Origin of the sequence: Pseudomonas hormoni (assembly GCF_018502625.1) — a bacterium.
In the GTDB taxonomy this organism is placed as follows: Bacteria; Pseudomonadota; Gammaproteobacteria; order Pseudomonadales; family Pseudomonadaceae; genus Aquipseudomonas; species Aquipseudomonas hormoni.
In genome coordinates this window covers 3,369,356-3,392,027 of the sequence record NZ_CP075566.1, presented here as the reverse complement: position 1 = coordinate 3,392,027, position 22,672 = coordinate 3,369,356, and the positions used below count along the sequence as shown (strand labels likewise).

20 protein-coding genes and 1 pseudogene are annotated in these 22,672 nt (G+C 60.3%); 11 read left to right on the top strand and 10 right to left on the bottom strand.

Translation table 11 applies throughout. The features are described from left to right. Positions 1 to 29 precede the first annotated feature (29 nt). From KJF94_RS15785 to KJF94_RS15765, 5 genes are all read right to left on the bottom strand, one after another. On the bottom strand, positions 30 to 401 hold the full coding sequence (locus tag KJF94_RS15785) for a glutathione S-transferase N-terminal domain-containing protein (RefSeq protein WP_214377247.1): 372 nt from the start codon (positions 399 to 401) through the stop codon (positions 30 to 32). 100 nt (positions 402 to 501) lie between these two features. Then, positions 502 to 1,047 (bottom strand): GTP cyclohydrolase I FolE, encoded by a 546-nt coding sequence (gene folE / locus KJF94_RS15780; protein WP_003204506.1) that lies wholly within the window; start codon positions 1,045 to 1,047, stop codon positions 502 to 504. A gap of 77 nt (positions 1,048 to 1,124) precedes the next feature. Beyond that, positions 1,125 to 1,682, bottom strand: coding sequence for a Smr/MutS family protein (locus tag KJF94_RS15775; RefSeq protein ID WP_008146127.1), 558 nt, complete (start codon positions 1,680 to 1,682; stop codon positions 1,125 to 1,127). 87 nt (positions 1,683 to 1,769) lie between these two features. Continuing rightward, the gene (locus KJF94_RS15770) at positions 1,770 to 2,090 is read right to left on the bottom strand and encodes a hypothetical protein (protein ID WP_017339763.1); all 321 of its coding nucleotides are present in this window, start codon (positions 2,088 to 2,090) and stop codon (positions 1,770 to 1,772) included. A gap of 131 nt (positions 2,091 to 2,221) precedes the next feature. Continuing rightward, complete coding sequence (locus tag KJF94_RS15765) at positions 2,222 to 2,812, bottom strand: cysteine hydrolase family protein (RefSeq protein ID WP_084323850.1); 591 nt, start codon at positions 2,810 to 2,812, stop codon at positions 2,222 to 2,224. A gap of 239 nt (positions 2,813 to 3,051) precedes the next feature. Between KJF94_RS15765 and prmB the strand changes: the two genes are divergently transcribed. Beyond that, positions 3,052 to 3,960, top strand: coding sequence for a 50S ribosomal protein L3 N(5)-glutamine methyltransferase (gene prmB / locus KJF94_RS15760; RefSeq protein WP_214377246.1), 909 nt, complete (start codon positions 3,052 to 3,054; stop codon positions 3,958 to 3,960). A 160-nt stretch (positions 3,961 to 4,120) separates the two neighbouring features. On the opposite strand, the gene KJF94_RS15755 is transcribed toward prmB, so the two are convergent. Beyond that, positions 4,121 to 4,912, bottom strand: coding sequence for a hypothetical protein (locus tag KJF94_RS15755; RefSeq protein ID WP_214377245.1), 792 nt, complete (start codon positions 4,910 to 4,912; stop codon positions 4,121 to 4,123). A gap of 98 nt (positions 4,913 to 5,010) precedes the next feature. After that, a pseudogene (locus KJF94_RS15750) lies at positions 5,011 to 6,010 on the bottom strand (alpha/beta hydrolase). A gap of 83 nt (positions 6,011 to 6,093) precedes the next feature. On the opposite strand from KJF94_RS15750, the gene aroC reads away from it, so the two are divergent. Genes aroC through mtnC form a run of 5 tightly spaced genes read left to right on the top strand, consistent with a single transcriptional unit; the run spans position 6,094 to position 10,228 of the window. Further along, the gene (aroC, locus tag KJF94_RS15745; protein ID WP_214377243.1) at positions 6,094 to 7,185 is read left to right on the top strand and encodes a chorismate synthase; all 1,092 of its coding nucleotides are present in this window, start codon (positions 6,094 to 6,096) and stop codon (positions 7,183 to 7,185) included. A gap of 28 nt (positions 7,186 to 7,213) precedes the next feature. Next, a complete protein-coding gene (locus tag KJF94_RS15740) occupies positions 7,214 to 8,365 on the top strand; it encodes an MFS transporter (RefSeq protein ID WP_214377242.1) in 1,152 nt (383 codons plus the stop codon). Then, on the top strand, positions 8,362 to 8,982 hold the full coding sequence (locus KJF94_RS15735; protein WP_214377241.1) for a methylthioribulose 1-phosphate dehydratase: 621 nt from the start codon (positions 8,362 to 8,364) through the stop codon (positions 8,980 to 8,982). Before KJF94_RS15740 ends, KJF94_RS15735 begins: the two co-directional genes overlap by 4 nt. 12 nt (positions 8,983 to 8,994) lie before the next feature. Continuing rightward, positions 8,995 to 9,540, top strand: a complete 546-nt coding sequence (locus KJF94_RS15730; RefSeq protein ID WP_034151296.1) for a 1,2-dihydroxy-3-keto-5-methylthiopentene dioxygenase — start codon at positions 8,995 to 8,997, stop codon at positions 9,538 to 9,540. 4 nt (positions 9,541 to 9,544) lie between these two features. Further along, entirely contained in the window at positions 9,545 to 10,228 is a 684-nt protein-coding gene (gene mtnC / locus KJF94_RS15725; RefSeq protein WP_214377240.1) for an acireductone synthase, read from the top strand. Positions 10,229 to 10,420: 192 nt separating this feature from the next. Here mtnC and KJF94_RS15720 read toward each other — a convergent pair whose 3' ends face one another. After that, positions 10,421 to 10,699: a DUF3509 domain-containing protein gene (locus tag KJF94_RS15720; RefSeq protein ID WP_214377239.1), complete on the bottom strand. Its 279-nt coding sequence runs from the start codon at positions 10,697 to 10,699 to the stop codon at positions 10,421 to 10,423. A 344-nt stretch (positions 10,700 to 11,043) separates the two neighbouring features. Between KJF94_RS15720 and KJF94_RS15715 the strand changes: the two genes are divergently transcribed. Both KJF94_RS15715 and KJF94_RS15710 read left to right on the top strand, forming a co-directional pair. Next, a complete protein-coding gene (locus KJF94_RS15715) occupies positions 11,044 to 12,882 on the top strand; it encodes a long-chain-acyl-CoA synthetase (protein ID WP_214377238.1) in 1,839 nt (612 codons plus the stop codon). Between the two features lie 96 nt (positions 12,883 to 12,978). Beyond that, positions 12,979 to 13,497, top strand: coding sequence for an ankyrin repeat domain-containing protein (locus tag KJF94_RS15710; RefSeq protein WP_017339632.1), 519 nt, complete (start codon positions 12,979 to 12,981; stop codon positions 13,495 to 13,497). Positions 13,498 to 13,652: 155 nt separating this feature from the next. Here the strand turns inward: KJF94_RS15710 and KJF94_RS15705 are convergent, their stop codons facing one another. Next, a complete protein-coding gene (locus KJF94_RS15705; RefSeq protein ID WP_214377237.1) occupies positions 13,653 to 14,993 on the bottom strand; it encodes a substrate-binding domain-containing protein in 1,341 nt (446 codons plus the stop codon). A 197-nt stretch (positions 14,994 to 15,190) separates the two neighbouring features. After that, positions 15,191 to 16,003, bottom strand: coding sequence for an exodeoxyribonuclease III (gene xthA / locus KJF94_RS15700; protein WP_214377236.1), 813 nt, complete (start codon positions 16,001 to 16,003; stop codon positions 15,191 to 15,193). 328 nt (positions 16,004 to 16,331) lie between these two features. Between xthA and KJF94_RS15695 the strand changes: the two genes are divergently transcribed. The 3 genes from KJF94_RS15695 to KJF94_RS15685 all read left to right on the top strand — a co-directional run bounded on the left by KJF94_RS15695 (position 16,332) and on the right by KJF94_RS15685 (position 22,441). After that, on the top strand, positions 16,332 to 16,982 hold the full coding sequence (locus tag KJF94_RS15695; protein ID WP_214377235.1) for a GNAT family N-acetyltransferase: 651 nt from the start codon (positions 16,332 to 16,334) through the stop codon (positions 16,980 to 16,982). Positions 16,983 to 17,048: 66 nt separating this feature from the next. Beyond that, entirely contained in the window at positions 17,049 to 18,776 is a 1,728-nt protein-coding gene (locus KJF94_RS15690; protein ID WP_214377234.1) for an autotransporter assembly complex protein TamA, read from the top strand. Next, entirely contained in the window at positions 18,773 to 22,441 is a 3,669-nt protein-coding gene (locus tag KJF94_RS15685) for a translocation/assembly module TamB domain-containing protein (RefSeq protein WP_214377233.1), read from the top strand. Before KJF94_RS15690 ends, KJF94_RS15685 begins: the two co-directional genes overlap by 4 nt. The last annotated feature ends 231 nt before the right edge of the window (positions 22,442 to 22,672 follow it).

Sequence of the window (22,672 nt, the reverse complement as noted above, 5' to 3'; positions counted from 1 at the left end):
AAGAGGCCATCAATTACACCACAACAACCTCAGGCCGCCGCGAAACGCTTATCCAGATAATCAATAATCACCTTGGACTCATACATCCACGTGGTCTGGCCATTCTCTTCAATACGCAGGCAAGGCACCTTGATCTTGCCACCCTGTTCCAGCAGCGTCTGGCGATCCTGCTCGTTATTCTTCGCATCACGCAGCGCCACCGGCACGTTCAAGCGGCGCAAGGTGCGGCGGGTTTTCACGCAGAACGGGCAGGCGTGGAACTGATACAGGGTCAGGCCTTTGGCGGCCGTTTCGACCTGAGCCTGAGCAGCGGAGGGGCGCTGCTTCTTGCCCGGGCGGGTGATGAAGTCGATGAAGATGATCAGTTGGCCAAGGCCGACACGAAGCGCTTTAACGAACACGGTACAAGCCTCACGGGGCGAAAGAAGGCGCGCAGCTTACCTGATTTTTCACAGGCGAAAAAAAACCGGCGATGAATGCCGGTTTTCTTCGTGTTGCAAATTATTTGATCAGGCTGAGGAATTCGCTGCGAGTGGCGGCGTTTTCGCGGAACTCACCCAGCATCACCGAGGTGATCATCGACGAATTCTGCTTTTCCACACCGCGCATCATCATGCACATGTGCTTGGCCTCGATCACCACCGCAACGCCCAGGGCGCCGGTGACTTGCTGGACCGCATCGGCGATCTGGCGGCTGAGGTTTTCCTGGATCTGCAGGCGGCGGGCGTACATATCGACGATCCGCGCGACTTTCGACAGCCCCAGCACCTTGCCGCTCGGGATGTAGGCGACGTGGGCCTTGCCGATGAACGGCAGCAGGTGGTGTTCGCACAACGAGTACAGCTCGATGTCTTTCACCAGCACCATTTCGCTGTTGTCAGAGCTGAACAAGGCACCGTTGGTGACTTCTTCAAGTGTCTGTTCATAACCGCGGCAGAGGTACTGCATGGCTTTGGCGGCACGCTTTGGCGTGTCGAGCAGGCCCTCGCGGGAGACGTCCTCGCCCAGTTGGCCGAGAATCGCGGTGTAATTCTGTTCCAGGGACATGAAACTACCTGTGGGATTTTACGCAAAGGGCAAGGGTACGGTGGCAAACACGGCGCTGCAAGCTTGACGCAACAGCTTTACTCGTCGCGACCTTCCATCATGGTGCGTTTGAGCATCACATACACCGCACCGGCGCCGCCATGTTTGGCCTGGCACGAAGTGAAGCCAAGCACCTGTGAGTGCTGGCGCAGCCAGGTGTTGACGTGGCTTTTGATCATTGGCCGCTTGCCGTCCAGGCGCACGGCTTTGCCGTGGGTGACGCGCACGCAGCGGATTTCGAATTTGGTCGCTTCGGCCAGGAAGGCCCAGAGGGTTTCCCGGGCCTTCTCCACGCTCATGCCGTGCAGGTCGAGGCTGCCTTCGAACGGGATCTGGCCGATCTTGAGCTTGCGCATCTGGCTTTCCTGCACGCCGTCGCGCGCCCACATCAGCTCGTCTTCCGGGCCGACGTCGATCACGAACTGATCGGACAGACCGTCAACGGTGGTGGCATCGGTGCGCACGGTGGCAGCTTGACGCAGCTTGGCGATCTGCGCGCGGTCAGCCTTGGGTTTGCCGGTTTCGGCGCGGTCGTGCTTGATCGGCTTGACGCCTTGGATCGCGCTTTTGAACAGGGAAAAATCGTCGTCTTGCATGTCAGCCTCCGCGAAGGGCGGCCAGTTTACCCAAGTCGAGACACGATCGATAACAATTGGGGCCTGCTAAAACGCCAGGCCGTCAATTCAGTCGTGTTTTTTCATCAGATGCGGGGACATGTTCAGCTCTCGCGACTGGCGAGCACGGCGACGGCAGCGACGCCACAGCCAAACGCCCAGGTAGAGCAGAAACAGGCCGACCGCCAGAATGATGGCCGAGCCCAGCGGGCTGGCGTTCAGCTCGCCGAGTGCCGGCGGGCGTCCCAGCAGGCTGGCGGCGCCGGCCATGGCCAGCAACACACCGCAGGTTGCCAGCAGAGCAGCGAACGCTGCGCCGAATCGAAAACGCCAGTTGCTTTGGCCTTTGGGCCGCAAGCGGCGTGCGTCAAAACCATCGGATAACTTCATTCCGACCTTCCTCAATGGGTATCGGCCCTTCGACCGGGAGTTGACCGGGATGTTCCTGAGGCTATGACATTTACAGCTAATGAGAGGCTTTTGCGGATGAGCGGCGGCATGAACCGCTCATCAAGCGTCATTCAGATCAGATCGTGGGTCAGGGCGAGGGTGGCGAAGTTGTCCGCCATGATCGCCATTTCGGTCTGTTGAACGTGGTCTGCGCTCAGCACACCGCCCTTGTAAGGCAAATCGCGGGTTGCGCAAGCGTCTTCAACCAAGGTGCAACGAAAACCCAGGTTTTTCGCGGCGCGCACAGTGGTGCTGACGCTGGAATGGCTCATGAAACCGCACACGATCAGGTCCAGTGAACCAAGATTCTGCAGGCGCTCCAGCAGTTCGGTGCCGTGAAACGCACTCGGCAGCAGTTTGCCGATGATGGTTTCGTCTGCCTGTGGTTCCAGGCCCGGGATGAACTCACCGCGTTCGCCTTGCGGGTCGAACAACCCGCCGACGGTACCGAGGTGGCGCACATGCACGATGGGCCGACCGGCTGCGCGGGCAGCGCTCACCAGTTGCTTGATGTTCGCGACGGCAGCATCCATGCCGACCAGCGCCAGGGGGCCGCTGAGGTATTCTTTCTGGGCATCGATGATGACAAGGGTCGCATGGCTCAGATTGGCTGCTGCATAACCGCGGCCGCTGAGTTGAAACATCGTTTTTGGAACGGACATTCTGGGGCTCCTTCGGGTGGGGCTTTTGCGACATTGTCCTCTGGCTGAGCGCTTCTGTGAATCGCTACCATCGCAGGGGCCGTCGTTGCTGGCCCGCAGCGTTGTCAAGATACTCGTTTTGTTCAATAGCCAGCGCAAAAAATGGAAGTGTCATACATCTGGGCCGGTGTTTTTCCTGCGTCGTCGTAACGCGTTTTGGCTGGTAGAATCGCCAGTCGTTTTTTCTGGAGTTTGCCCCCGTGATCACTTCCCGCCTTCGTACCCTGCGCGACCATATCCGTTGGGCCGTCAGCCACTTCCATGGGGAGGATCTGTTTTTCGGCCATGGGACCGACAACGCCTGGGACGAAGCCCGTCAACTGGTGTTGGGCGCGTTGCACCTGCCGTGGGAAATTGCTGACAGTTACCTCGACTGCAACCTCGAAGAGGGCGAGGTAGTCAAACTGCAGCGCATGCTCAAGCGCCGTATCGAAGAACGCATCCCGACCGCTTACCTGCTGGGCGAGGCCTGGTTCTGCGGCATGTCGTTCATTGTCGACGAGCGTGTGTTGATCCCGCGTTCACCGATTGGCGAGCTGATCGAAAAGCGTTTCGAGCCGTGGCTCGGCGCCGAACCTGCGCGGATTCTCGACCTGTGCACCGGCTCCGGTTGCATTGGTATCGCTTGTGCCTATGAGTTCCAGAACGCCGAAGTGGTGCTGGCCGACCTGTCGTTCGAAGCGCTGGAGGTGGCCAACAAGAACATTGAGCGTCATGGCGCCGATGAGCGTGTGTACACGGTTCAGGGCGATGGTTTCGACGGTTTGCCGGGGCAGCGTTTCGACCTGATCGTGTCGAACCCGCCTTACGTCGATGCCGAAGATTTCGCCGACATGCCGCAGGAATACCAGCACGAGCCCGAGTTGGGCCTGGCCTGTGGCGATGATGGTTTGAACCTGGTGCGCCGCATGCTCGCCGAAGCGGCGGATCATCTGACCGAGAAGGGCTTGCTGATTGTCGAAGTGGGCAACAGCCAGGTTCACGTTGACGCGTTGTACCCGGAAGTCGACTTCGCCTGGCTCGATTTCGAGCGCGGCGGCCATGGCGTGTTCATGTTGACGGCGCAGCAGTGCCGCGAGCATCAGGCGTTGTTCGCGTCCCGCGTCTGACCCCGATCATTGTGGTGAGGGAGCTTGCTCCCGCTCGAGCGCGAAGCGGTCGCAAAACAGGCGACCGCGGTTTAACTGCAGGAATGTGGTTTCAGGTTTGAGGGCTGCTTCGCAGCCCAGCGGGAGCAAGCTCCCTCGCCACAATTGGGTTCGACACTGATTACCGGTGTGTAGCAATCCAGATCAACAACCCCGCCTGAAACACCGCAAACGCTACCAGGCACGTAATGGTGAAACGCAGTCCCGCGTCTTCACGCTTGTACTTGCTGACCTTTTCCTCGTGCTTCTTCAGCTTCACTTCCTGCTCGGCCAGGTTCTGTTCAGCCTGCTGGAGCATCTGCGCCGCTTCGAGAATTTCCACCTGTTGCAGCTTTTCGGTATTCCAGTCGGCCAACAGGTCGCCGACCTGCACCTCTTTGACGCTGCCCTTCAAATGCTGAGCGTCGGCATACGCCACCTCAAAACCGTGCGCCTTCAGAAAATGATCGCGGCGCAGGCGCGTGTCTTCGTTCAGCGCGTCCTTGTTGTTCAGGTCGGTGCCGTCGACGGTGTAGCCGGGCCAGCGCTTTTTCGCCCAGGTAATGCCCTGGGCCGCCATGTAGCGCCCGATGCCACGGTTCATCGGTTCGATCTGCAAACCGCTGTCTGGCCCGAAATGCACGCGTTTGGTGGCGTGATCGACCCACACGTCGAGGTGATTCTGCTCTTTGCGCACGCGCTGGCCGGGCAAGGAGATGGTCATGCGCAACAGGCTGTGTTGCTTGTCGTTGCGTTCGGCATAGCCGAATTCGACAAAGCGCAATGGCCGCCCGCCGGTGTTGCGATCGGTCTGCAACGGCGCCAGGCGGAGCATCTTGTGGTGCTCGACGTGGACGTCCGCCCACGGCAGCTCGACCGCTGGCGGTGCGTCTTTTTCAGCGGTGGTGTCGGGTGAAGTCGGGGTATCAGTCATAACGGCGAGATCCTGTCCAAGCTCAGCTCGTCGCCAGTCATAACGCTGGCGACAAAGGCTTATCGGCCGTTTTTTTCAGGACTGGAGGGCAAAAGCGCTCAACTGGAGCGAAGTCCGTCAATAAATCCCAGGATTCGCGCACCCAGCTCGGCAGCCAATGGCAATTGCGAATCCTTATAAGAGGCCAATTGCCGTTTGACGTCGTTGGGTACGATGCGCATGACGTGGTTCATGCCATCGATCAGCGCCAGTTCGGCATCGGGTTTGGCGGCCTTGAGCAGCCGGGCGTCATCGACACCGACCTGAATGTCGTTGCTGCCCTGAATGATCAACGCCGGCATTTTCAGTTTGGCAAACGCCGCCGCCGGGTCCTGGCGGAACAGCGAAATCAGATACGGCTGCACACTCGGGCGGAAAATCACCTGCAACTGCGGCGGCACGTTGTCGTCGGTTTTCCCGGCCTTGAGGCTGTCGAGCAGTTCATTGCTGCGCAGCATCAGCGGCGGCGGCAGGCGATTGCTCAGTTGCTGGCGCAACACCTGATCGATCGGCCGGGCGCTGCCGGACATGGAAATCACCGCCGCGGCATCGACGCTCGGCGCCGCGAGGCTGGCAATCAGCGCGCCTTCGCTGTGGCCCAGCAGAATCAGTTGGCCGAAACGCGGATCGGTTTTGAGCTTCTGCCCCCAGGCTTCGGCGTCGGCCACATAGGCCTCCACCGACAGATTGCGTTCGTCCGGGGTCGCTGCCAGGCTGGCCGCCACGCCGCGCTTGTCGTAACGCACGCTGGCGATGTTGTGCTTGGCCAGCACCCAGGCGAGGCGCTTGAGGCTGTCGTTGCGCCCACCGTCCGGGTTGTTTCCGTCACGATCCGTAGGACCGGAACCGGAAATGATCAGGACAACCGGCACGGGTTTGTCTGATTTTGGCAGCAACAACGAGCCGAAAAGCTCTCCGGTGCCGGTATCCAGCGTGATCGGCCGTTGCAGGACAGTGGCCTGCACAAAGCCGGTAAACAAAGTAAGGCTCAAGGCTAAAACTCGCAGCATCATCACGCCATCATTCACAAAGGTGCCGGTTGGACTCGCGGGCACCCATAAGGTTCGAGGATGAACTACTTGGGTAGCCTGCGTATACTGGCGCGCATTACGTATTCAGGTTCATTTCACGGAGCGTCCTGCATGTCCGGCAATACCTACGGCAAGCTGTTCACTGTCACCACCGCAGGCGAAAGCCATGGTCCGGCGTTGGTCGCCATTGTCGACGGCTGCCCGCCGGGGCTGGAGATTTCCCTGGAGGATTTGCAGCGCGACCTCGACCGCCGCAAGCCCGGCACCAGCCGCCACACCACCCAGCGCCAGGAAGCGGACGAGGTGGAAATCCTCTCCGGAATTTTCGAAGGCCGCACCACCGGTTGCTCGATCGGCTTGTTGATCCGCAACACCGACCAGAAGTCCAAGGACTACTCGGCGATCAAGGATCTGTTCCGTCCGGCCCACGCCGACTATACCTATCACCACAAGTACGGCGAACGCGATTACCGCGGCGGTGGTCGCAGCTCGGCGCGGGAAACCGCCATGCGCGTGGCGGCCGGCGCGATTGCCAAGAAATACCTGGCCACCCAGGGCATCGTCATTCGCGGTTACATGAGCCAGCTCGGCCCGATCGAAATCCCGTTCAAGACCTGGGATTCGGTGGAAGAGAACGCGTTCTTCAGCCCAGACCCGGACAAAGTGCCGGAGCTGGAAGCCTATATGGACCAGCTGCGCCGCGACCAGGATTCGGTCGGCGCGAAGATCACCGTTGTCGCCGAAGGCGTGATGCCGGGCCTCGGCGAGCCGATCTTCGACCGTCTCGACGCCGAACTGGCCCATGCGCTGATGAGCATCAACGCGGTCAAAGGCGTGGAAATCGGCGCCGGTTTCGCCAGTGTTTCCCAGCGCGGCACCGAGCACCGCGATGAAATGACCCCGGAAGGTTTCCTCAGCAACAACGCGGGTGGCATTTTGGGCGGTATCTCGTCCGGTCAACCGATCGTCGCGCACCTCGCGTTGAAGCCGACCTCCAGCATCACCACGCCGGGCCGTTCCATCGACATCCATGGCAACCCGGTGGAAGTCGTCACCAAAGGTCGCCATGACCCATGCGTCGGCATCCGCGCCACGCCGATTGCCGAAGCGATGATGGCCATCGTGCTGATGGATCACCTGCTGCGTCACCGCGGGCAGAACGCCGATGTGCGCGTGAGCACGCCGGTGCTGGGTCAGCTTTAATGGCTGACCTCTCAGTCGCTGCGGTCTGATGACCGTGGCGGCGCTGCCGTACTGGCGGCTCTCCAGTTTCTATCTGTTCTATTTCGCCTTGCTCGGTTCGACAGCGCCGTTTCTGGCGCTGTACTTCGATCACCTGGGTTTTTCCAGCGCGCGCATCGGCGAGCTGGTGGCAATCCCGATGCTGATGCGTTGTGTCGCGCCGAACATCTGGGGCTGGCTCGGTGACTACACCGGCCGGCGCCTGGCCATCGTGCGTTTCGGCGCGGTCTGCACGTTGCTGACGTTTTCGCTGATTTTCGTCAGCAAGTCCTACGCCTGGCTGGCGATGGTCATGGCGTTGCATGCGTTTTTCTGGCATGCGGTGTTGCCGCAGTTCGAAGTCATCACCCTCGCGCATTTGAAGGGCCAGACGCAGCGCTACAGCCAGATTCGTTTGTGGGGCTCCATCGGTTTCATCATCACCGTGGTGGCGCTGGGGCGCTTGTTCGAATGGCTCAGCCTCGACATTTACCCGGTGGCGCTGGTGCTGATCATGGCCGGGATCGTGGTCAGCAGCCTGTGGGTGCCGAATGCCCAACCGGTTCAGGGCGAACGGATTGCCGGTGACGGCTTCCTCAGGCAATTGCGCAACCCCGGCGTATTGGCGTTTTACGGTTGTGTGGCGCTGATGCAGATGAGCCACGGCCCGTATTACACCTTCCTGACCTTGCACCTTGAGCGATTGGGTTACAGCCGTGGCTTGATCGGCATGCTCTGGGCGCTCGGCGTAGTCGCCGAAGTCTTGATGTTTCTGGCCATGAGCAAGATCCTTGCGCGCTTCTCGGTGCGCCGGGTGCTGCTGGCGAGTTTTCTGCTGGCGGCGCTGCGCTGGTTGTTGTTGGGTTCGTTTGCCGAATTTGTCTGGGTGCTGCTGTTTGCCCAAGTGCTGCACGCCGCGACATTCGGCAGTTTTCACGCAGCTGCCATCCAATTCGTGCAACGTAGCTTCGGTGCGCGCCAGCAAGGGCAGGGCCAGGCGTTGTACGCCGCGCTGGCCGGCACCGGTGGCGCACTGGGCGCGTTGTACTCCGGCTACAGCTGGAATGCCCTCGGGGCCATGTTCACCTTTAGTATTGCCAGTCTCGCAGCCTTCGCCGCTGCCGTTATCATTGCCACACGTATGCAAGAGGACAGGCCATGAGCCTTACCCGTGAACACCTCGCCCAGGAAATCATCGACGCCGGGCGTTTTCTGTATGGCCGCGGCTGGTCGCCGGCCACCAGCAGCAATTATTCGACCCGTCTGTCGCCGACCGAAGCCTTGCTGACCGTGTCCGGCAAGCACAAGGGCCAGTTGGGCCTCGACGATGTGCTGGCCACGGATCTGTCGGGCAACAGCCTGGAGCCGGGCAAGAAACCGTCCGCCGAAACCTTGCTGCACACTCAGCTCTACAGCTGGCGCCCGGAAATCGGCGCGGTGCTGCACACCCATTCGGTGAACGCCACCGTGCTGTCGCGCCTGACGCCGGAAGATTTCATCGAGTTCGAAGACTACGAACTGCAGAAAGCCTTCAGCGGCGTATCCACCCACGAATCCCGGGTGCGTGTGCCGATTTTCGACAACGATCAGGACATTGCGCGTCTCGCCGCCGAGGTGCAGCCTTGGCTGGACGCCCATCCCGATTGCGTCGGCTATCTGATCCGCGGTCATGGCCTCTACACCTGGGGTGCGCGCATGAGCGATGCGCTGCGGCAGATCGAGGCCTTTGAATTTTTGTTCGAGTGCGAGTTGAAGACGCGCTCACTCTTGAACCGTTAAGGAGTTGCCCTGATGAGCAGCCTGTCCGTCTACCACGTCTCAAGCCCTGATATTCCGAACAAGGTGCTGACCCATTTCGAAGACATTGCCTCGACCCTGGCCGAGCAGGGCGTGCGCTTCGACCGCTGGCAAGCGGCGGCGAAAATCCAGCCGGGCGCCAGCCAGGAAGAGGTGATCGCCGCGTATCAGGAGCAAATCGACAAACTCATGACCGAGCGCGGCTACATCACCGTCGATGTGATCAGCCTGAACAGCGACCACCCGCAAAAAGCCGAACTGCGCGCCAAGTTCCTCGACGAACACCGTCATGGCGAAGACGAAGTAAGATTTTTCGTCGCCGGCCGTGGCTTGTTCACCCTGCACATCGACGATTACGTGTACGCCGTGCTGTGCGAGAAGAACGACCTGATCTCGGTGCCGGCCGGCACGCCGCACTGGTTCGACATGGGCGAGCATCCGCATTTCGTCGCCATTCGTCTGTTCAACAATCCTGAAGGCTGGGTGGCCAATTTCACCGGCGAAGACATCGCCAGCCGTTTCCCGCGTCTGGAGGACTGAGCCGATGCCGATCAAAGCGATTCTCACCGACATCGAAGGCACCACCAGCGCGGTGAGTTTTGTGTTCGACGTGCTGTTTCCATATGCCGCCAAACACCTGCCGGACTTCGTTCGCCAACACGCCACGCGCGCCGATGTCGCCGAGCAACTGGCCGCCGTTCGCCGGGACAACAATGAGCCGGACGCGGACGTCGAGCGCATTATCGAGATCCTCCTGGGCTGGATCGCCGAAGACCGCAAAGCCACGCCGCTCAAGGCCTTGCAAGGCATGGTCTGGGAGCAGGGCTATCAGGCCGGGCAGTTGAAAGGCCACGTGTACCCGGACGCCGTCGAAGCGCTGAAACGCTGGCATCAGGAAGGTTTCAAACTGTTTGTTTACTCCTCCGGTTCGATTCAGGCGCAGAAATTGATTTTCGGCTGCTCGGAGGCGGGGGATTTGTCGCCGCTGTTCAGCGACTATTTCGACACCACGTCGGGGCCCAAGCGTGAAGCGCAGTCTTATCAGCGCATTACTCAGGCGATTGGCCTTGAAGCGGCGCAGATTCTGTTTCTGTCCGATATCGTCGAAGAGCTGGATGCGGCGCGCACGGCGGGTATGGCGACCTGCGGGCTGGCGAGAGAGGGCGGGGAGTTGGCAGGGCATGTGACTGTCGACAGCTTTGCGCGGATCGATCCTTCAACTTTCTAACTGTCGAAACACATCCCCTGTAGGAGCGAAGCTTGCTCGCGAAAGCGGCGTGTCAGACAACATTGATATCGCCTGACACGCCGCCTTCGCGAGCAAGCTTCGCTCCTACAGGGGATGGGTGCAGTTTCAAAAACAACTCAGGCCGTGAAGCGAGAGCTTTCACGGCCTGTTTGTTTGCAGCGTTAAAAAGATTTACGCCGAATGATAAGTGGGCAGTGCAAACCGCTGCTGGCTCTGCAGCATGGAAATCTGCGGCAGTTCGCTCGCCTGTTCAGCCAGGTCGCGACGGATAGCGCTGATCACCCACGACAGCTGATCACCGGCATGCAATTGCTGGTAGGAAATCGAGCGTTTGAACACCCGGCCTTCGGTGCTGCGCAAGGTGAGCAAAATGCCACCGTCAGGACGTGGCTGAGTGGTGACTTCGAAGTTGGAAAACAGGGACGAAAATTTTTCTTGGATCAGGCTCATGTCTATCAGCTCCGTAAGCGCTTGAATGGCAAGCATGCAGAGGTAGTTGCAGTGATTGTGCCAGCACCTGATTTCTTAAAAAACTGTTATAAATCAATAAGATAATTTTTAGGCTGATTTTTACTTTCGTGCAATCTGCATGAATGGCCATCGTGCATCCTGCATTTTGCGAGGTCGACGACGATTCGATGGAACCATTCAGCCCCTCAGGGTTCACGTTTTCATTTGCGTTAGCTGCGGATACAAAACATTTCAAAAACCGCGTGTACAGCTCAAGAACCGTTGACGTATTTTCGGGCTCAATCACCGTCGCCCGACAATAAAAAAATCGCACGGGAACTACCATGAGCCACACGACGAACGACACGATCACCTGGGGCATGATGCTCCGCAAGCTGCCTTCGATTGCCAAGGCCATCCCTCGGGTGGTGAAGGGCATGAAGGCCGCCAACGTCAAGGACCCGACCCAACCGTGTGGCCTCGGCTGGAGCTTCGAGCAGGCAACGTTGCGCAATCCCGAGGGCCCGGCATTGCTGCAGGGCGCCGTGAAACTCAGCTATTCACAGGTCAATCAATGGGCCAATCGCATTGCCCATCACTTGATTGCCCAAGGCATCCGCAAGGGCGACGTGGTGGCGGTGTTCATCGAGAACCGCCCGGAGTTGCTGGTGACGATCCTGGCGGTGGCCAAGGTCGGCGCGATCAGCGCCTTGCTCAACACTTCGCAGACTCGCGATACACTGGCCCATAGCCTGAACCTGGTGGCGCCTGCGGCGATCATCGTCGGTGAGGAGCTGGTGCCGGCGTTTTCGGCGGTGCGCGAGCGGGTTTCGATCGACGCGGCGCGCACCTGGTTTGTCGCCGACCGAGACACTTACAACCAGCCGGGCATTGCGCCCGACGGCTTCATCAACCTGATGTCGGCGACGGCGGACAGCCCCAGCGATAACCCCGCCAGCAGCCAGCAGGTTTTTCTCGACGATCCGTGTTTCTACATCTACACCTCGGGCACCACCGGATTGCCCAAGGCCGGTGTGTTCAAGCACGGCCGCTGGATGCGCAGTTCCGCGAGCTTCGGCTTGATCGCGCTGGACATGCGCCCCGAGGACATTGTCTATTGCACGTTGCCGCTCTATCACGCCACCGGGCTGTGCGTGTGCTGGGGCTCGGCCATCAGCGGCGCGTCGGGGTTTGCCATTCGCCGCAAGTTCAGCGCCAGTCAGTTCTGGAGCGATGTGCGCAACTACCGTGCGACCACCCTCGGTTACGTCGGTGAATTGTGCCGCTACCTCGTCGATCAACCGCCGAGTGCCGACGACAGCCGGCACGGCGTGACGAAAATGATCGGCAACGGTCTGCGCCCCGGTGCGTGGCGCGAATTCAAGACGCGCTTTGGCGTGAACCACATCTGCGAGTTGTATGCCGCCAGCGACGGCAATATCGGCTTCACCAACATGCTCAACTTCGACAACACCGTTGGTTTTTCCCTGATGTCCTGGGAGCTGGCGGCTTACGATCACGACAGCGGTGCACCAACGCGTGACGCCAAAGGCTTCATGCGCAAAGTTGCCAAAGGCGAGCAGGGGCTGTTGCTGGCGAAGATCGACGACAAGGCGCCACTGGACGGCTACACCGATCCGCAGAAGACCGAAAAAGTCGTGCTCCACGACGTGTTTGAGAAGGGCGACCGTTATTTCAACACCGGCGACCTGCTGCGCAACATCGGTTTTGGCCATGCGCAGTTCGTCGATCGCCTCGGTGACACCTACCGCTGGAAGGGTGAAAACGTCTCGACCACCGAAGTCGAGAACATCCTGCTGCAGCACCCGAACATTTCCGAAGCCGTGGCCTATGGCGTGGAAGTGCGCAACACCAACGGGCGGGCGGGGATGGCGGCGATCACACCGGCCGAATCCCTGGCGACTCTGGATTTCAGCGAACTGCTGGCCTTCGCCCGCGAACACATGCCAGCGTATGCGGTACCGTTGTTCCTGCGGGTGAAAGTGAAAATGGAAACCACCGGCACCTTCAAGTACCAGAAGACCCGGCTCAAGGACGAAGCCTTCGACCCTGGCAAAACCGGGGATGATCCGATCTACGCCTGGTTGCCGGGGACCGAGACGTACGTGCAGGTCACCGAACAATTGCTGGCGGACATTCACGGTGGCAAGTACCGCTATTGAATGTGGCTATGGCACGCCTTGAGAAAAAAGAAGTGACAGTGGCGGGGGCGCTCGGGAAACTGTCGGCTTTGCGAATAACTGTGAGTGGAGTCTCCAATGTCCGATCAAAGCCGCCAGATGACCCCCGAAGAAGCCGCCGAGTTTGCCGAACAGGTCTTCAACAAGGCGCGTGAGGGCGATGCGGCCATGATGGCTGCGCTGCTGACCAAAGGCCTGCCGCCGAACCTGCGCAACCACAAGGGCGACACCTTGCTGATGCTGGCCGCTTACCACGGCCATGTGGAAACCGTGAAAGTCCTGCTGGAGCACAAGGCCGACCCGGAGATCCGCAACGACAACGGCCAGAGCCCGATTGCCGGCGCAGCGTTCAAGGGCGACCTGGCCGTGGTCAAGGCGCTGGTCGAAGGTGGCGCACAAGTGGAAGGCTCATCGTTCGACGGCCGTACGGCGCTGATGATGGCGGCGATGTTCAACCGCGTGGAAATCGTCGATTACCTGATCAGCAAAGGCGCCGATCCGAAAGCCAAGGATGCCAATGGCGTGTCCGCGCTGGATGCCGCTAAAACGCTTGGCGCGGTGGATACCACGGCGCAGCTTGAGAAATTGCTCGGCTGATTTTCCAATACCCTGTGGCGAGGGAGCTTGCTCCCGCTTGAGTGCCAGCACTCACAAAAATCTGCATGAACTTGAGGTTTTTGGGGCCGCTACGCAGCCCAGCGCGAGCAAGCTCGCTCGCCACAGGGTTGTTGAAAATTCCAGGTTTCGTGATGTCAGTACACCCAAACCTCAACCCGCCGGTTCTTGATCCGCCCCTCATCCGCACTGTTGGCCGCCACCGGCATCTCGGCGCCAAAACCGCGTATCTCGCGAAACACCACGCCGCTTTTCACCAGCTCTCGCCGCACCGCCATGGCCCGCAGTTTCGACAGCAGGTCGGCCCGCGCCGGATCGCTTTTGGCATCGCCAAACCCCACCAGCGTCACCTGCCGGTTGGTCTTCTCGTTCTGCCGGATGTAATCGAGCACCCGCGTCAGGTCCTGCCGGGCCTTGTTATCCAGCGTCGCGCTGCCTTCTTCGAAACGGAAATTCACGGTCAGGCGCTGGGCGTGGCGGCTGAGTGCCTGATAGCCCTCGGGCATCAGCGCATTCGGTGTGACGGCCATGGCCTGCACGGTCTGGGCAATAAACCCGTTGGCCGCGACGATTGTCTGGCCTTCGCTGCTCTGCGCGAATTTCACCAACGCATCGGCCCAGGGATTTTTGCCGTTGGGCGGCAGGTAAAAGAACAGCCGGCGCGACAGCGGATAGTCTTCGGTGGCAATCAGGCTGTTGAGCGGCAACATGGCCTGGGACTGGCCATCGACGATCGCCACGGCTTTGGCCTGACGCACGTAGGGCAGGCCGATGAAGCCGATGCCTTGCGGATCGAGGCTGACCGCGTCGGACAACTGCTCGCTGGATTCGAAACGTTTCGCCGCGCTGTTCAGCGTTTTCCCACGACGGCTGAGCACCACTTCCTTGAAGGTGTCGTAAGTGCCCGAGTGGTCATCCCGTGCGTACAGATGAATCGGCCCGCCGCTGCCGCCGAGTTCTTCCCAGGTGTGGGCTTCGCCGCTGAAGATGCGCGCCAGTTGCTCGGTGTCGAGTTGATTCAACGGGTTTTGCGGATGAAGGATGATTGCCAGGCCATCGATGGCGATGACCTGCTCGGTGCCGGGGCTCTTCAGATCGCCAAGGGATTGCAGGGCCACCAGTTCACTGTCCTTGATCGGGCGCGAAGAGGCGGCAAGGTCCGCGGTGGCATTTTTCAGGGCGGTGAAGCCGGTGCTGGAGCCGTGGGCCGCGACTGCTACCTCGACCCGGTGACCCTGTGCGGTTTCGCCGACCACCCGCAGTTCGTTGGCGGTGTCCGGAGCTTCGCTGTGAACCTTGAGCAAGCCTTGCTCGCGCATCAAACCCTCGACCAGCGCCGGACCCAATGCCGCGCCAATGGTGTTGGAACCCTGGATTCGCAACACCGGACCCTGTTTGGGCGTCGGCAAGTCACCGGCCGACGCGGTGACTGGCAGTCCGGCGCACAGCATTAACAGGAATAAAACGCGCAGCGTCATGCCGGCACCTTATAAAGCGAAAGAAAGTGCGGGGAGATTAAGTCAGTAAGATGTCCGAAAGATGACAGTTACCAACATTAATGTGGGAGCGAGCCTGCTCGCGAAAGCGGTGTGTCAGTCAACATTGATGTCGACTGACACACCGGCTTTCGCGAGCAGGCTCGCTCCCACATTTGATCTGTGTCGACAGGTAGGGATCAGCTCAACTCAAGCCAGATCGGCGCATGGTCCGAGGGCTTTTCCATCCCGCGCAGTTCGTAATCCACGCCGGCATCCTTCACCCGCGGCAACAAGCCGTGGGACGCCATGATCACGTCAATCCGCAGACCGCGCTTGGGTTCATCCTCAAAGCCACGGCTGCGGTAGTCGAACCAGCTGAAACGGTCGGCCACGTCCGGGTTCAGGTGACGGAAGCTGTCCACCAGGCCCCAGTTCTTCAAACGGGCCATCCACTCGCGTTCTTCCGGCAGGAAGCTGCATTTGCCGGTTTTCAGCCAGCGTTTCATGTTGTCCGGGCCGATGCCGATGTCGCAATCTTCCGGGGAGATGTTCACGTCGCCCATCACCACCACTGGCTGTTCGTTGTTGAACTGGCTTTCCAGCAAGTGCTGCAGATCGTTGTAAAAACGTTCCTTGGCCGGGAATTTGGTCGGATGGTCGCGGCTTTCGCCCTGTGGGAAATAGCCGTTCATGATGGTCACCGGCACGCCATTGGCGTCGGCGAACGTGCCCCAGATGAAGCGGCGCTGAGCGTCTTCTTCATCGGTGACGAAACCTTTGTGCAGCGCCAGCGGTTCCTGGCGCGAGAGCAGGGCGACACCGTAGTGACCCTTTTGCCCGTGGAAATACACGTGATAGCCCAGCGCCTGAACTTCGGCCAGCGGGAACTGGTCGTCGTGGACCTTGGTTTCCTGCAGGCCGATCACGTCGGGTTGATGCTTTTCGATCAGCGCCGCCAGCTGATGGGGGCGGGCGCGCAGCCCGTTGATGTTGAAGGAGACGATCTTCATGGTCGGCAGTCCTGGCAAAAGGGCGATGCTAGCTGACCTGTGGGAATCGGGCCAGTCTGGGGTGAGGGGATTTGTTGTGTGCTGTCAGATCTTCATTGGCTACTCTGGCCTCTTCGCGGGCAAGCCTCGCTCCTACAGGTTTCGTGTTGTACCCAAATGATTCGGCAAACATAGAACCTGTAGGAGCGAGGCTTGCCCGCGAAGGCGGCAGCCCGGTCGATGAAGATCCCGACTTGGTCTATACCTGTCTGGGGAACTGTGAAGCCACCCAAACGCTCGTACCAATAAGAGCACAGCCATTTGAGCTGTGCCGGGGAGATCTACCGTTATGCCCGAAACCTCGACCGCCATCGCCGATATCCACATGCTCGACAGCGGCTATTCCCGCGAAGCCCGTTCCCTGTTGTACCAGGCTTACCGGCACGAACCGACCTTCGGCTACCTTTTCGAAGCCGAGCGTCCCGGTTATGAACAACGGGTCCGCGCCACCGTGCGCGAACTGGTCAAACAACACTTTCTTCAGGACTTGCCGGCCATCGGCCTGTTGGTCAACGACCGTCTGATCGGCATCGCCCTGATCGCGCCGCCGCAACGACGCCTGGGCATTACCGAAAGCTGGGCCTGGCGCCTGCGGATGGTGCTCAGCACCGGGTTTCGCTGCACGCGCCGCTACCTCGAGTACCACGATGCGGTGATGGCGTGCGTGCCGTCTGACTCGGTGCACTTGCTGCCGTTGCTGGGGATTCATCCGCAATTCCAGGGCAAGCACTTCGGCGAGCAGCTGTTGCAAGCCGTGCACAACTGGTGCGCGGTCGATGAGCACTCTGAAGGTGTGGTGCTCGATACCGGGAACCCGCGTTATCTGGAGTTCTACAAGCGTCAGGGTTATGAAGAAATCGGTGAGGTTGCCGTAGGACCGATCCGCGAACACGTGTTTTTCCATGCCAATCCGCAGGTGCTGCAAACCGCTTCGGCATAAACAGTAGAACTTTCGCGGGATGCGAGGCTCTATCACGCTCCCAAGCTCGTGATAGCATCCGCGCCTATGAAGTTTCCAGGAAGAATTACCAGCGGCGTGCTGATGCTGATCACCAGCTGCGCGGCGCTGGCGCAAAGTGAATTGGATGTGCGGATCAAACCGTCCAACGACGAACTGAAGGCCAATATAGAAGGCTATATCGGCAGCCTCGGCGATCGTGACGAAGAAGCCTTGTTGCGCTTCAGTCGTGGCGCCGAAGAGCAAGCGCGCAAGGCCGCCCAGGCCTTGGGTTATTACCAGCCGCAAATCGACACGGACGTGAAGGGCGGCAAGACGCCACGCCTGGTCATGAACATCGATCCCGGCGAGCCGGTGCATTTGCGCAATGTCACTATTCGCATCGACGGTCCGGCCGCGTCCCTCAAATCCTTTCGTGTACCAAAAAGCGACGCGCTGAAAACCGGCGCGGTGCTCAATCATGGCCGCTACGAAGACGCCAAGCGGCTGATCCAGAACCAGGCTTCGCGGTTCGGTTTTTTCAGTGGCTACTTCACTCGGCAGAAACTGTCAGTCGACCCGCGAGCGGGTGTTGCCGACATCGAACTGATCTATGAAAGCGGCCCGCGTTACGCCCTCGGCAAGGTCAGTTTCGAAGGCGATACGCCGTTCGACGAAGAATTGCTGCAACGTATGGTGCCGTTCAAGGCGGGTGCGCCTTATGACTCCGAACTGATTGCCGAACTGAATCAGAATCTGCAATCGAGCGGCTATTTCGAAGGCGTGCGCGTTGATGCCGCGCCAACGGCGTCCAAGAACGACGTGATCCCGGTGGACGTCAAACTTGAAACCCGCAAGCCACGGACGATGGGCCTCGGTCTGGGTTTTTCCACCGACGTCGGCCCTCGGGTCAAGGCCAACTGGACCCGGCACTGGGTCAACCCCCAGGGCCACAGCTATGGCTGGGAAACCGAAGTCTCCGCGCCACGGCAGAACGTCGGGCTGTTCTACGACATTCCGCTCGACCCGCCGCTGACCGACAAGCTGCGCTTCGCCGGTGGCTATCAAAGTGAAGAAATTGCCGACAAGGACAGCCTGAGCAAGTTGCTGACCCTCGGACCCGAGTGGCACAGCAAGTTGCCCAGCGGCTGGCAGCGGGTGGTGTCGCTGAAATGGCAGCGCGAAGAATATCGACTTGGCGACGACTCGGGCCTGAGCACTTTACTGATGCCGGGCGTGAGCTATTCGTACCTAAAAAGCGACAACCGCATCGACCCGCACAACGGCTATCGCCTGCAATTCGAAACCAAAGTCGCCAAGGAAGGATTGGGTTCCGACACCAACCTGGTTTACGGCACGGCGCTGGTCAAAGGCTTGACCACGGTGTTCGATAAACACCGTTTCCTCGGTCGGGTGCAGGTGGGCGGCAGCGCCACCAACGGCTACAAATCGGTGCCACCGTCGCTGCGCTTCTTCGCCGGTGGCGATCAGAGCGTGCGCGGTTATGACTATCAGAGCCTGTCCCCGGAAAACTCCGATGGCGACCGCATCGGTGGTCGCTACATGATTGCCGGCAGTGTCGAATATCAATATTCCATCGCCGAAAAATGGCGGGTTGCGACCTTCATTGACCAAGGCAACTCCTTCAACAAACTCGAACTGCCCGACCTCAAGACCGGCGTCGGTATCGGTGTGCGCTGGGTGTCACCGGTGGGGCCGATTCGCCTCGACCTGGCCCACGCGATGGACGATGACGGCGGCATTCGACTGCACTTTTCCATGGGGCCTGAGCTGTGAAGCGTGGTTTGAAAGTAACGCTGCTGGCGATTCTGGCGCTGCTGATGCTGGCGCTGCTGACCGTGACCGCGGTGCTGGGCACGGCGACCGGCAGCCGCTGGGCGCTCGGCTTTGTGCCGGGTCTGACCGTCGAGAATTTTCAGGGCCGTCTGGGCGGGCAGTGGAGCGCCGACCATTTGGTCTGGCAGCAAGACACCAGCCGGGTCGAGCTGGATAAAGTGATTTTCGCCTGGTCGCCGTTGTGCCTGACGCGCATGACGTTGTGTATCGAGCAGTTGAAGGCCGATCAGGTCAGCCTGCAATTCCCGCCGGGCACCGAAGAAGACAGCAGCGGACCGATTACGCTGCCGGACCTGAAGTTGCCATTGGCGATCGAACTGGGCGACGTGCAGGTCGGCAGTCTGCTGTTCAACGGCAGCGAAGAACTCAAAGGCCTGCAACTGGCGGCGCACTGGACCGAACAGGGGTTGCAGATCGACTCCGTGCAGCTGCAACGCGACGACCTGAGCCTGAATCTGTCGGGTCTGCTGCAACCGAGCGGCAACTGGCCGCTCAAGGCCGAGGGCAAACTGACCCTGCCGGCCCCGGGACCTTGGGCGCTGGCGCTGAAGGTTGACGGCGATCTGCTGAAAACCCTGAAGTTGAAAGCCGACAGCAGCGGCTACCTGAACGGCCAACTGACCGGCGAGTTGCAGCCGCTGGTGGACAACCTGCCGGCCAAGGTGCGGATCACGGCTGACGGCTTCAAGCCGAGCGCTGATCTGCCGGATACGCTGCAACTCAATCAAGTGGAGCTAACCGGCGACGGCGACCTGAAAAACGGCTATCAGGTGCGCGGCAACGCCACGTTGCCCGCCGAGCAAGGCCCGGTTGCGTTATTGCTGCAAGGCAAGGTCGACGCCAACGGCGCGCAGATCGCCGCGCTGGACCTGACCGCCAACGACAAGCAAAGCCTCAAACTCACTGGCGTTCTGGACTGGAGCAAAGGCCTGAACGCCACGGCGAAAGTCGACTGGCTGGATTTCCCCTGGCACCGGCTCTATCCGCTGATCGACGAGCCGGAAGTGGCCTTGCGCAGCTTCAACGGTGAAATCTCGTATACCGACGGCAAATACCTCGGCAACTTCAAAGCCGCGCTGGATGGCCCGGCCGGAGCGTTCAGCCTGAGCAGCCCGTTCGCCGGTGACCTGACGAAAATCTACCTGCAACAAATCCAGCTCGAAGCCGGGCAGGGCAAGGCCGAGGGGCACCTGAACCTGCAATTTGCCGACGGCATTGCCTGGGACACTGCGCTCGACCTTTCGGCGATCAACCCGGCGTATTGGGTCGCGGAATTGCCGGGCACCCTGGCCGGACCGTTGCGCAGCAAAGGCGAGATGAAGAATGAAAAACTCAGCCTGAGCGCGGACCTGGATTTGAAGGGCAAGTTGCGTGGCCAACCGGCCGTTCTGCAAGCCAAGGCCGATGGCGCCGGTGAGCTATGGAACCTCAGTGCGCTGCAAATCCGTCTGGGTGATAACAGCATCACCGGCAAGGGCAGCCTGCAACAGAAACTCGCCGGCCAGATCGACATCAAGCTGCCGCGTCTGGCACAGCTCTGGCCGCAATTGCGTGGTCAGCTCAACGGCCGCGTCGATGTCGCCGGCACGCTCAAGGCGCCACAAGGCAAGCTCGGGTTGCAGGGCACGCAATTGGCTTTCGAAGACAATCGCCTGCAGAGCCTGAACCTCGACGCCACCCTCGACAGCGCGCAACGGGCGAAAATCGACCTCAAGGGCAGCGGCATTCAGGCCGGCGACACCTCGCTGGGCACGCTGACCGCCAGCGGCAGCGGCGATATCAAAAACCAGAAACTGGCGCTTGATCTGCAAGGCCCGCAGCTGAAACTGGCCCTTGGCTTCGACGGTGCGTTGGACAAAGGCAACTGGCGCGGGCGCCTGGCCAGTGGCGATATCCAGGCCGGCGGTCAGGACTGGAAGCTGCAAGGTCCGGCGAAACTCGAGCGGCTGGCGGACGGCAAAATCAACTTCGGCGCCCATTGCTGGATGTCCGGGCCGGCCAGCCTGTGCGGTGAAGACCAGCGCCTGATGCCGGAGCCGAAGCTGCGTTACCACCTCAAGCAATTCCCGATCGACAGCCTGGCGCAGTGGCTACCCAAGGATTTCGCCTGGAAGGGCCGGCTCAACGCCGACCTGCAACTGGACCTGCCGGCCAGCGGTCCGAACGGCCAGATCAGCCTCGATGCCAGCGGCGGCACCTTGCGCATCAAGGATAAGGATCAGTGGCTGGATTTCCCGTACCAGACCCTGAAACTCACCAGCAAACTCACGCCCAAGCGCATCGACACCGACCTCAATTTCGTCGGCGGCAAGCTCGGCGAATTGAGTGTGCAGGCGCAGATCAATCCGCTGCCGAAGAACAAACCGCTGACTGGCTCGTTCCGTCTCAATGGCCTCGATTTGTCCGTGGCGCGACCATTTGTGCCGATGGTCGAGAAACTGAGCGGACGCCTGAATGGCAGCGGCACGATCGCAGGCACGCTGATGGCGCCTCTGGTAAACGGCAACCTGCTGCTCAGCGACGGTGAAGTCTCCGGGCCTGAGCTACCGATGGAAATCGAAGCCTTGCAGCTTCAAGCGGTGATCGCCGGTGAAACCGTGCAATTGAACGGTGGCTGGAAAAGCGGCAAGAGCGGGCAGGGCAGCCTGAACGGCAATATCGGCTGGGGTCAGGCACTGGTGGTAGATCTGGCGCTCAAGGGCACGCAATTGCCGGTCACCGTCGAGCCGTACGCCAAGCTGGAAGTGGCGCCGGACCTGAAGATCTCGATGAAAGGTGACGAGCTGGCCATCGCCGGCAAAGTGCTGGTGCCCAGAGGTGAAATCACCGTGCGCGAGTTGCCGCCGTCGACGGTCAAGGTGTCCGATGACACGGTGATCATCGGTCAGCAAACCGAAGAGGGCAAACCGCCGCTGGCGATGAAAATGGACATCGACGTGGCGGTCGGCGAGGACAAACTGAGCTTCGCCGGGTTTGGCCTCACCGCCAACCTGCAAGGGCATGTGCACATCGGCGACAACATGGACACCCGCGGCGAGCTGTGGCTCAACGACGGGCGTTATCGCGCTTACGGCCAGCGGTTGACGGTGCGCCGGGCGCGCTTGCTGTTTGCCGGCCCGATCGATCAGCCGTATCTGGACATCGAGGCGATTCGCCAGACCGACGACGTCATTGCTGGTATTCGCCTGAGCGGCAGCGCCGAGCAGCCGACCACGCAGATTTTCTCCGAACCGGCGATGAGTCAGGAACAGGCTTTGTCCTATCTGGTGCTGGGGCGTCCGCTGAGCACCACCGGTGAAGACAACAACATGCTGGCGCAGGCCGCGCTTGGCCTGGGTTTGATGGGTAGTTCCGGGGTGACCGGCAAACTGGCCAGCGATCTGGGGATTCAGGATTTCCAGCTCGATACCGAAGGCAGCGGCAACACGACGAGTGTGGTGGCCAGCGGCAACCTCTCCGAGAAGCTCAGCCTTCGTTATGGCGTAGGCGTGTTCGAGCCGGCCAACACCATTGCCTTGCGCTATAAGCTGAGCAAGAAGGTTTACCTCGAAGCGGCGGGCGGCGTGGCCAGTTCGCTGGATATCTTCTACAAGCGGGATTTCTAGACCCGCGTTCCCCTCCAAAACCGAGTCGCTGTTTTCGCGGGCAAGCCTCGCTCCTACATGGGATTACACCGAACCTGTAGGAGCGAGGCTTGCCCGCGATGGCGTCAGTGTGTTTATCACAAAAATCCGCGCCATTTATCCGCCAAATACAAAGCAACCTAACTATTACGTTGACATTCGCTGCCTAGGCAGTAACATCTCGACATACATTCTCTGCCTAGGCAGCTAATT

What these genes read in the sequence shown, in the direction of transcription:
- folE (WP_003204506.1), bottom strand. Translation starts at nt 1,047, where the DNA reads ATGTCCCTGGAACAGAATTACACCGCGATTCTCGGCCAACTGGGCGAG.
- KJF94_RS15775 (WP_008146127.1), bottom strand. Translation starts at nt 1,682, where the DNA reads ATGCAAGACGACGATTTTTCCCTGTTCAAAAGCGCGATCCAAGGCGTC.
- KJF94_RS15770 (WP_017339763.1), bottom strand. Translation starts at nt 2,090, where the DNA reads ATGAAGTTATCCGATGGTTTTGACGCACGCCGCTTGCGGCCCAAAGGC.
- KJF94_RS15765 (WP_084323850.1), bottom strand. Translation starts at nt 2,812, where the DNA reads ATGTCCGTTCCAAAAACGATGTTTCAACTCAGCGGCCGCGGTTATGCA.
- KJF94_RS15755 (WP_214377245.1), bottom strand. Translation starts at nt 4,912, where the DNA reads ATGACTGATACCCCGACTTCACCCGACACCACCGCTGAAAAAGACGCA.
- aroC (WP_214377243.1), top strand. Translation starts at nt 6,094, where the DNA reads ATGTCCGGCAATACCTACGGCAAGCTGTTCACTGTCACCACCGCAGGC.
- KJF94_RS15740 (WP_214377242.1), top strand. Translation starts at nt 7,214, where the DNA reads ATGACCGTGGCGGCGCTGCCGTACTGGCGGCTCTCCAGTTTCTATCTG.
- KJF94_RS15735 (WP_214377241.1), top strand. Translation starts at nt 8,362, where the DNA reads ATGAGCCTTACCCGTGAACACCTCGCCCAGGAAATCATCGACGCCGGG.
- KJF94_RS15730 (WP_034151296.1), top strand. Translation starts at nt 8,995, where the DNA reads ATGAGCAGCCTGTCCGTCTACCACGTCTCAAGCCCTGATATTCCGAAC.
- mtnC (WP_214377240.1), top strand. Translation starts at nt 9,545, where the DNA reads ATGCCGATCAAAGCGATTCTCACCGACATCGAAGGCACCACCAGCGCG.
- KJF94_RS15720 (WP_214377239.1), bottom strand. Translation starts at nt 10,699, where the DNA reads ATGAGCCTGATCCAAGAAAAATTTTCGTCCCTGTTTTCCAACTTCGAA.
- KJF94_RS15715 (WP_214377238.1), top strand. Translation starts at nt 11,044, where the DNA reads ATGAGCCACACGACGAACGACACGATCACCTGGGGCATGATGCTCCGC.
- KJF94_RS15710 (WP_017339632.1), top strand. Translation starts at nt 12,979, where the DNA reads ATGTCCGATCAAAGCCGCCAGATGACCCCCGAAGAAGCCGCCGAGTTT.
- KJF94_RS15705 (WP_214377237.1), bottom strand. Translation starts at nt 14,993, where the DNA reads ATGACGCTGCGCGTTTTATTCCTGTTAATGCTGTGCGCCGGACTGCCA.
- xthA (WP_214377236.1), bottom strand. Translation starts at nt 16,003, where the DNA reads ATGAAGATCGTCTCCTTCAACATCAACGGGCTGCGCGCCCGCCCCCAT.
- KJF94_RS15695 (WP_214377235.1), top strand. Translation starts at nt 16,332, where the DNA reads ATGCCCGAAACCTCGACCGCCATCGCCGATATCCACATGCTCGACAGC.
- KJF94_RS15690 (WP_214377234.1), top strand. Translation starts at nt 17,049, where the DNA reads ATGAAGTTTCCAGGAAGAATTACCAGCGGCGTGCTGATGCTGATCACC.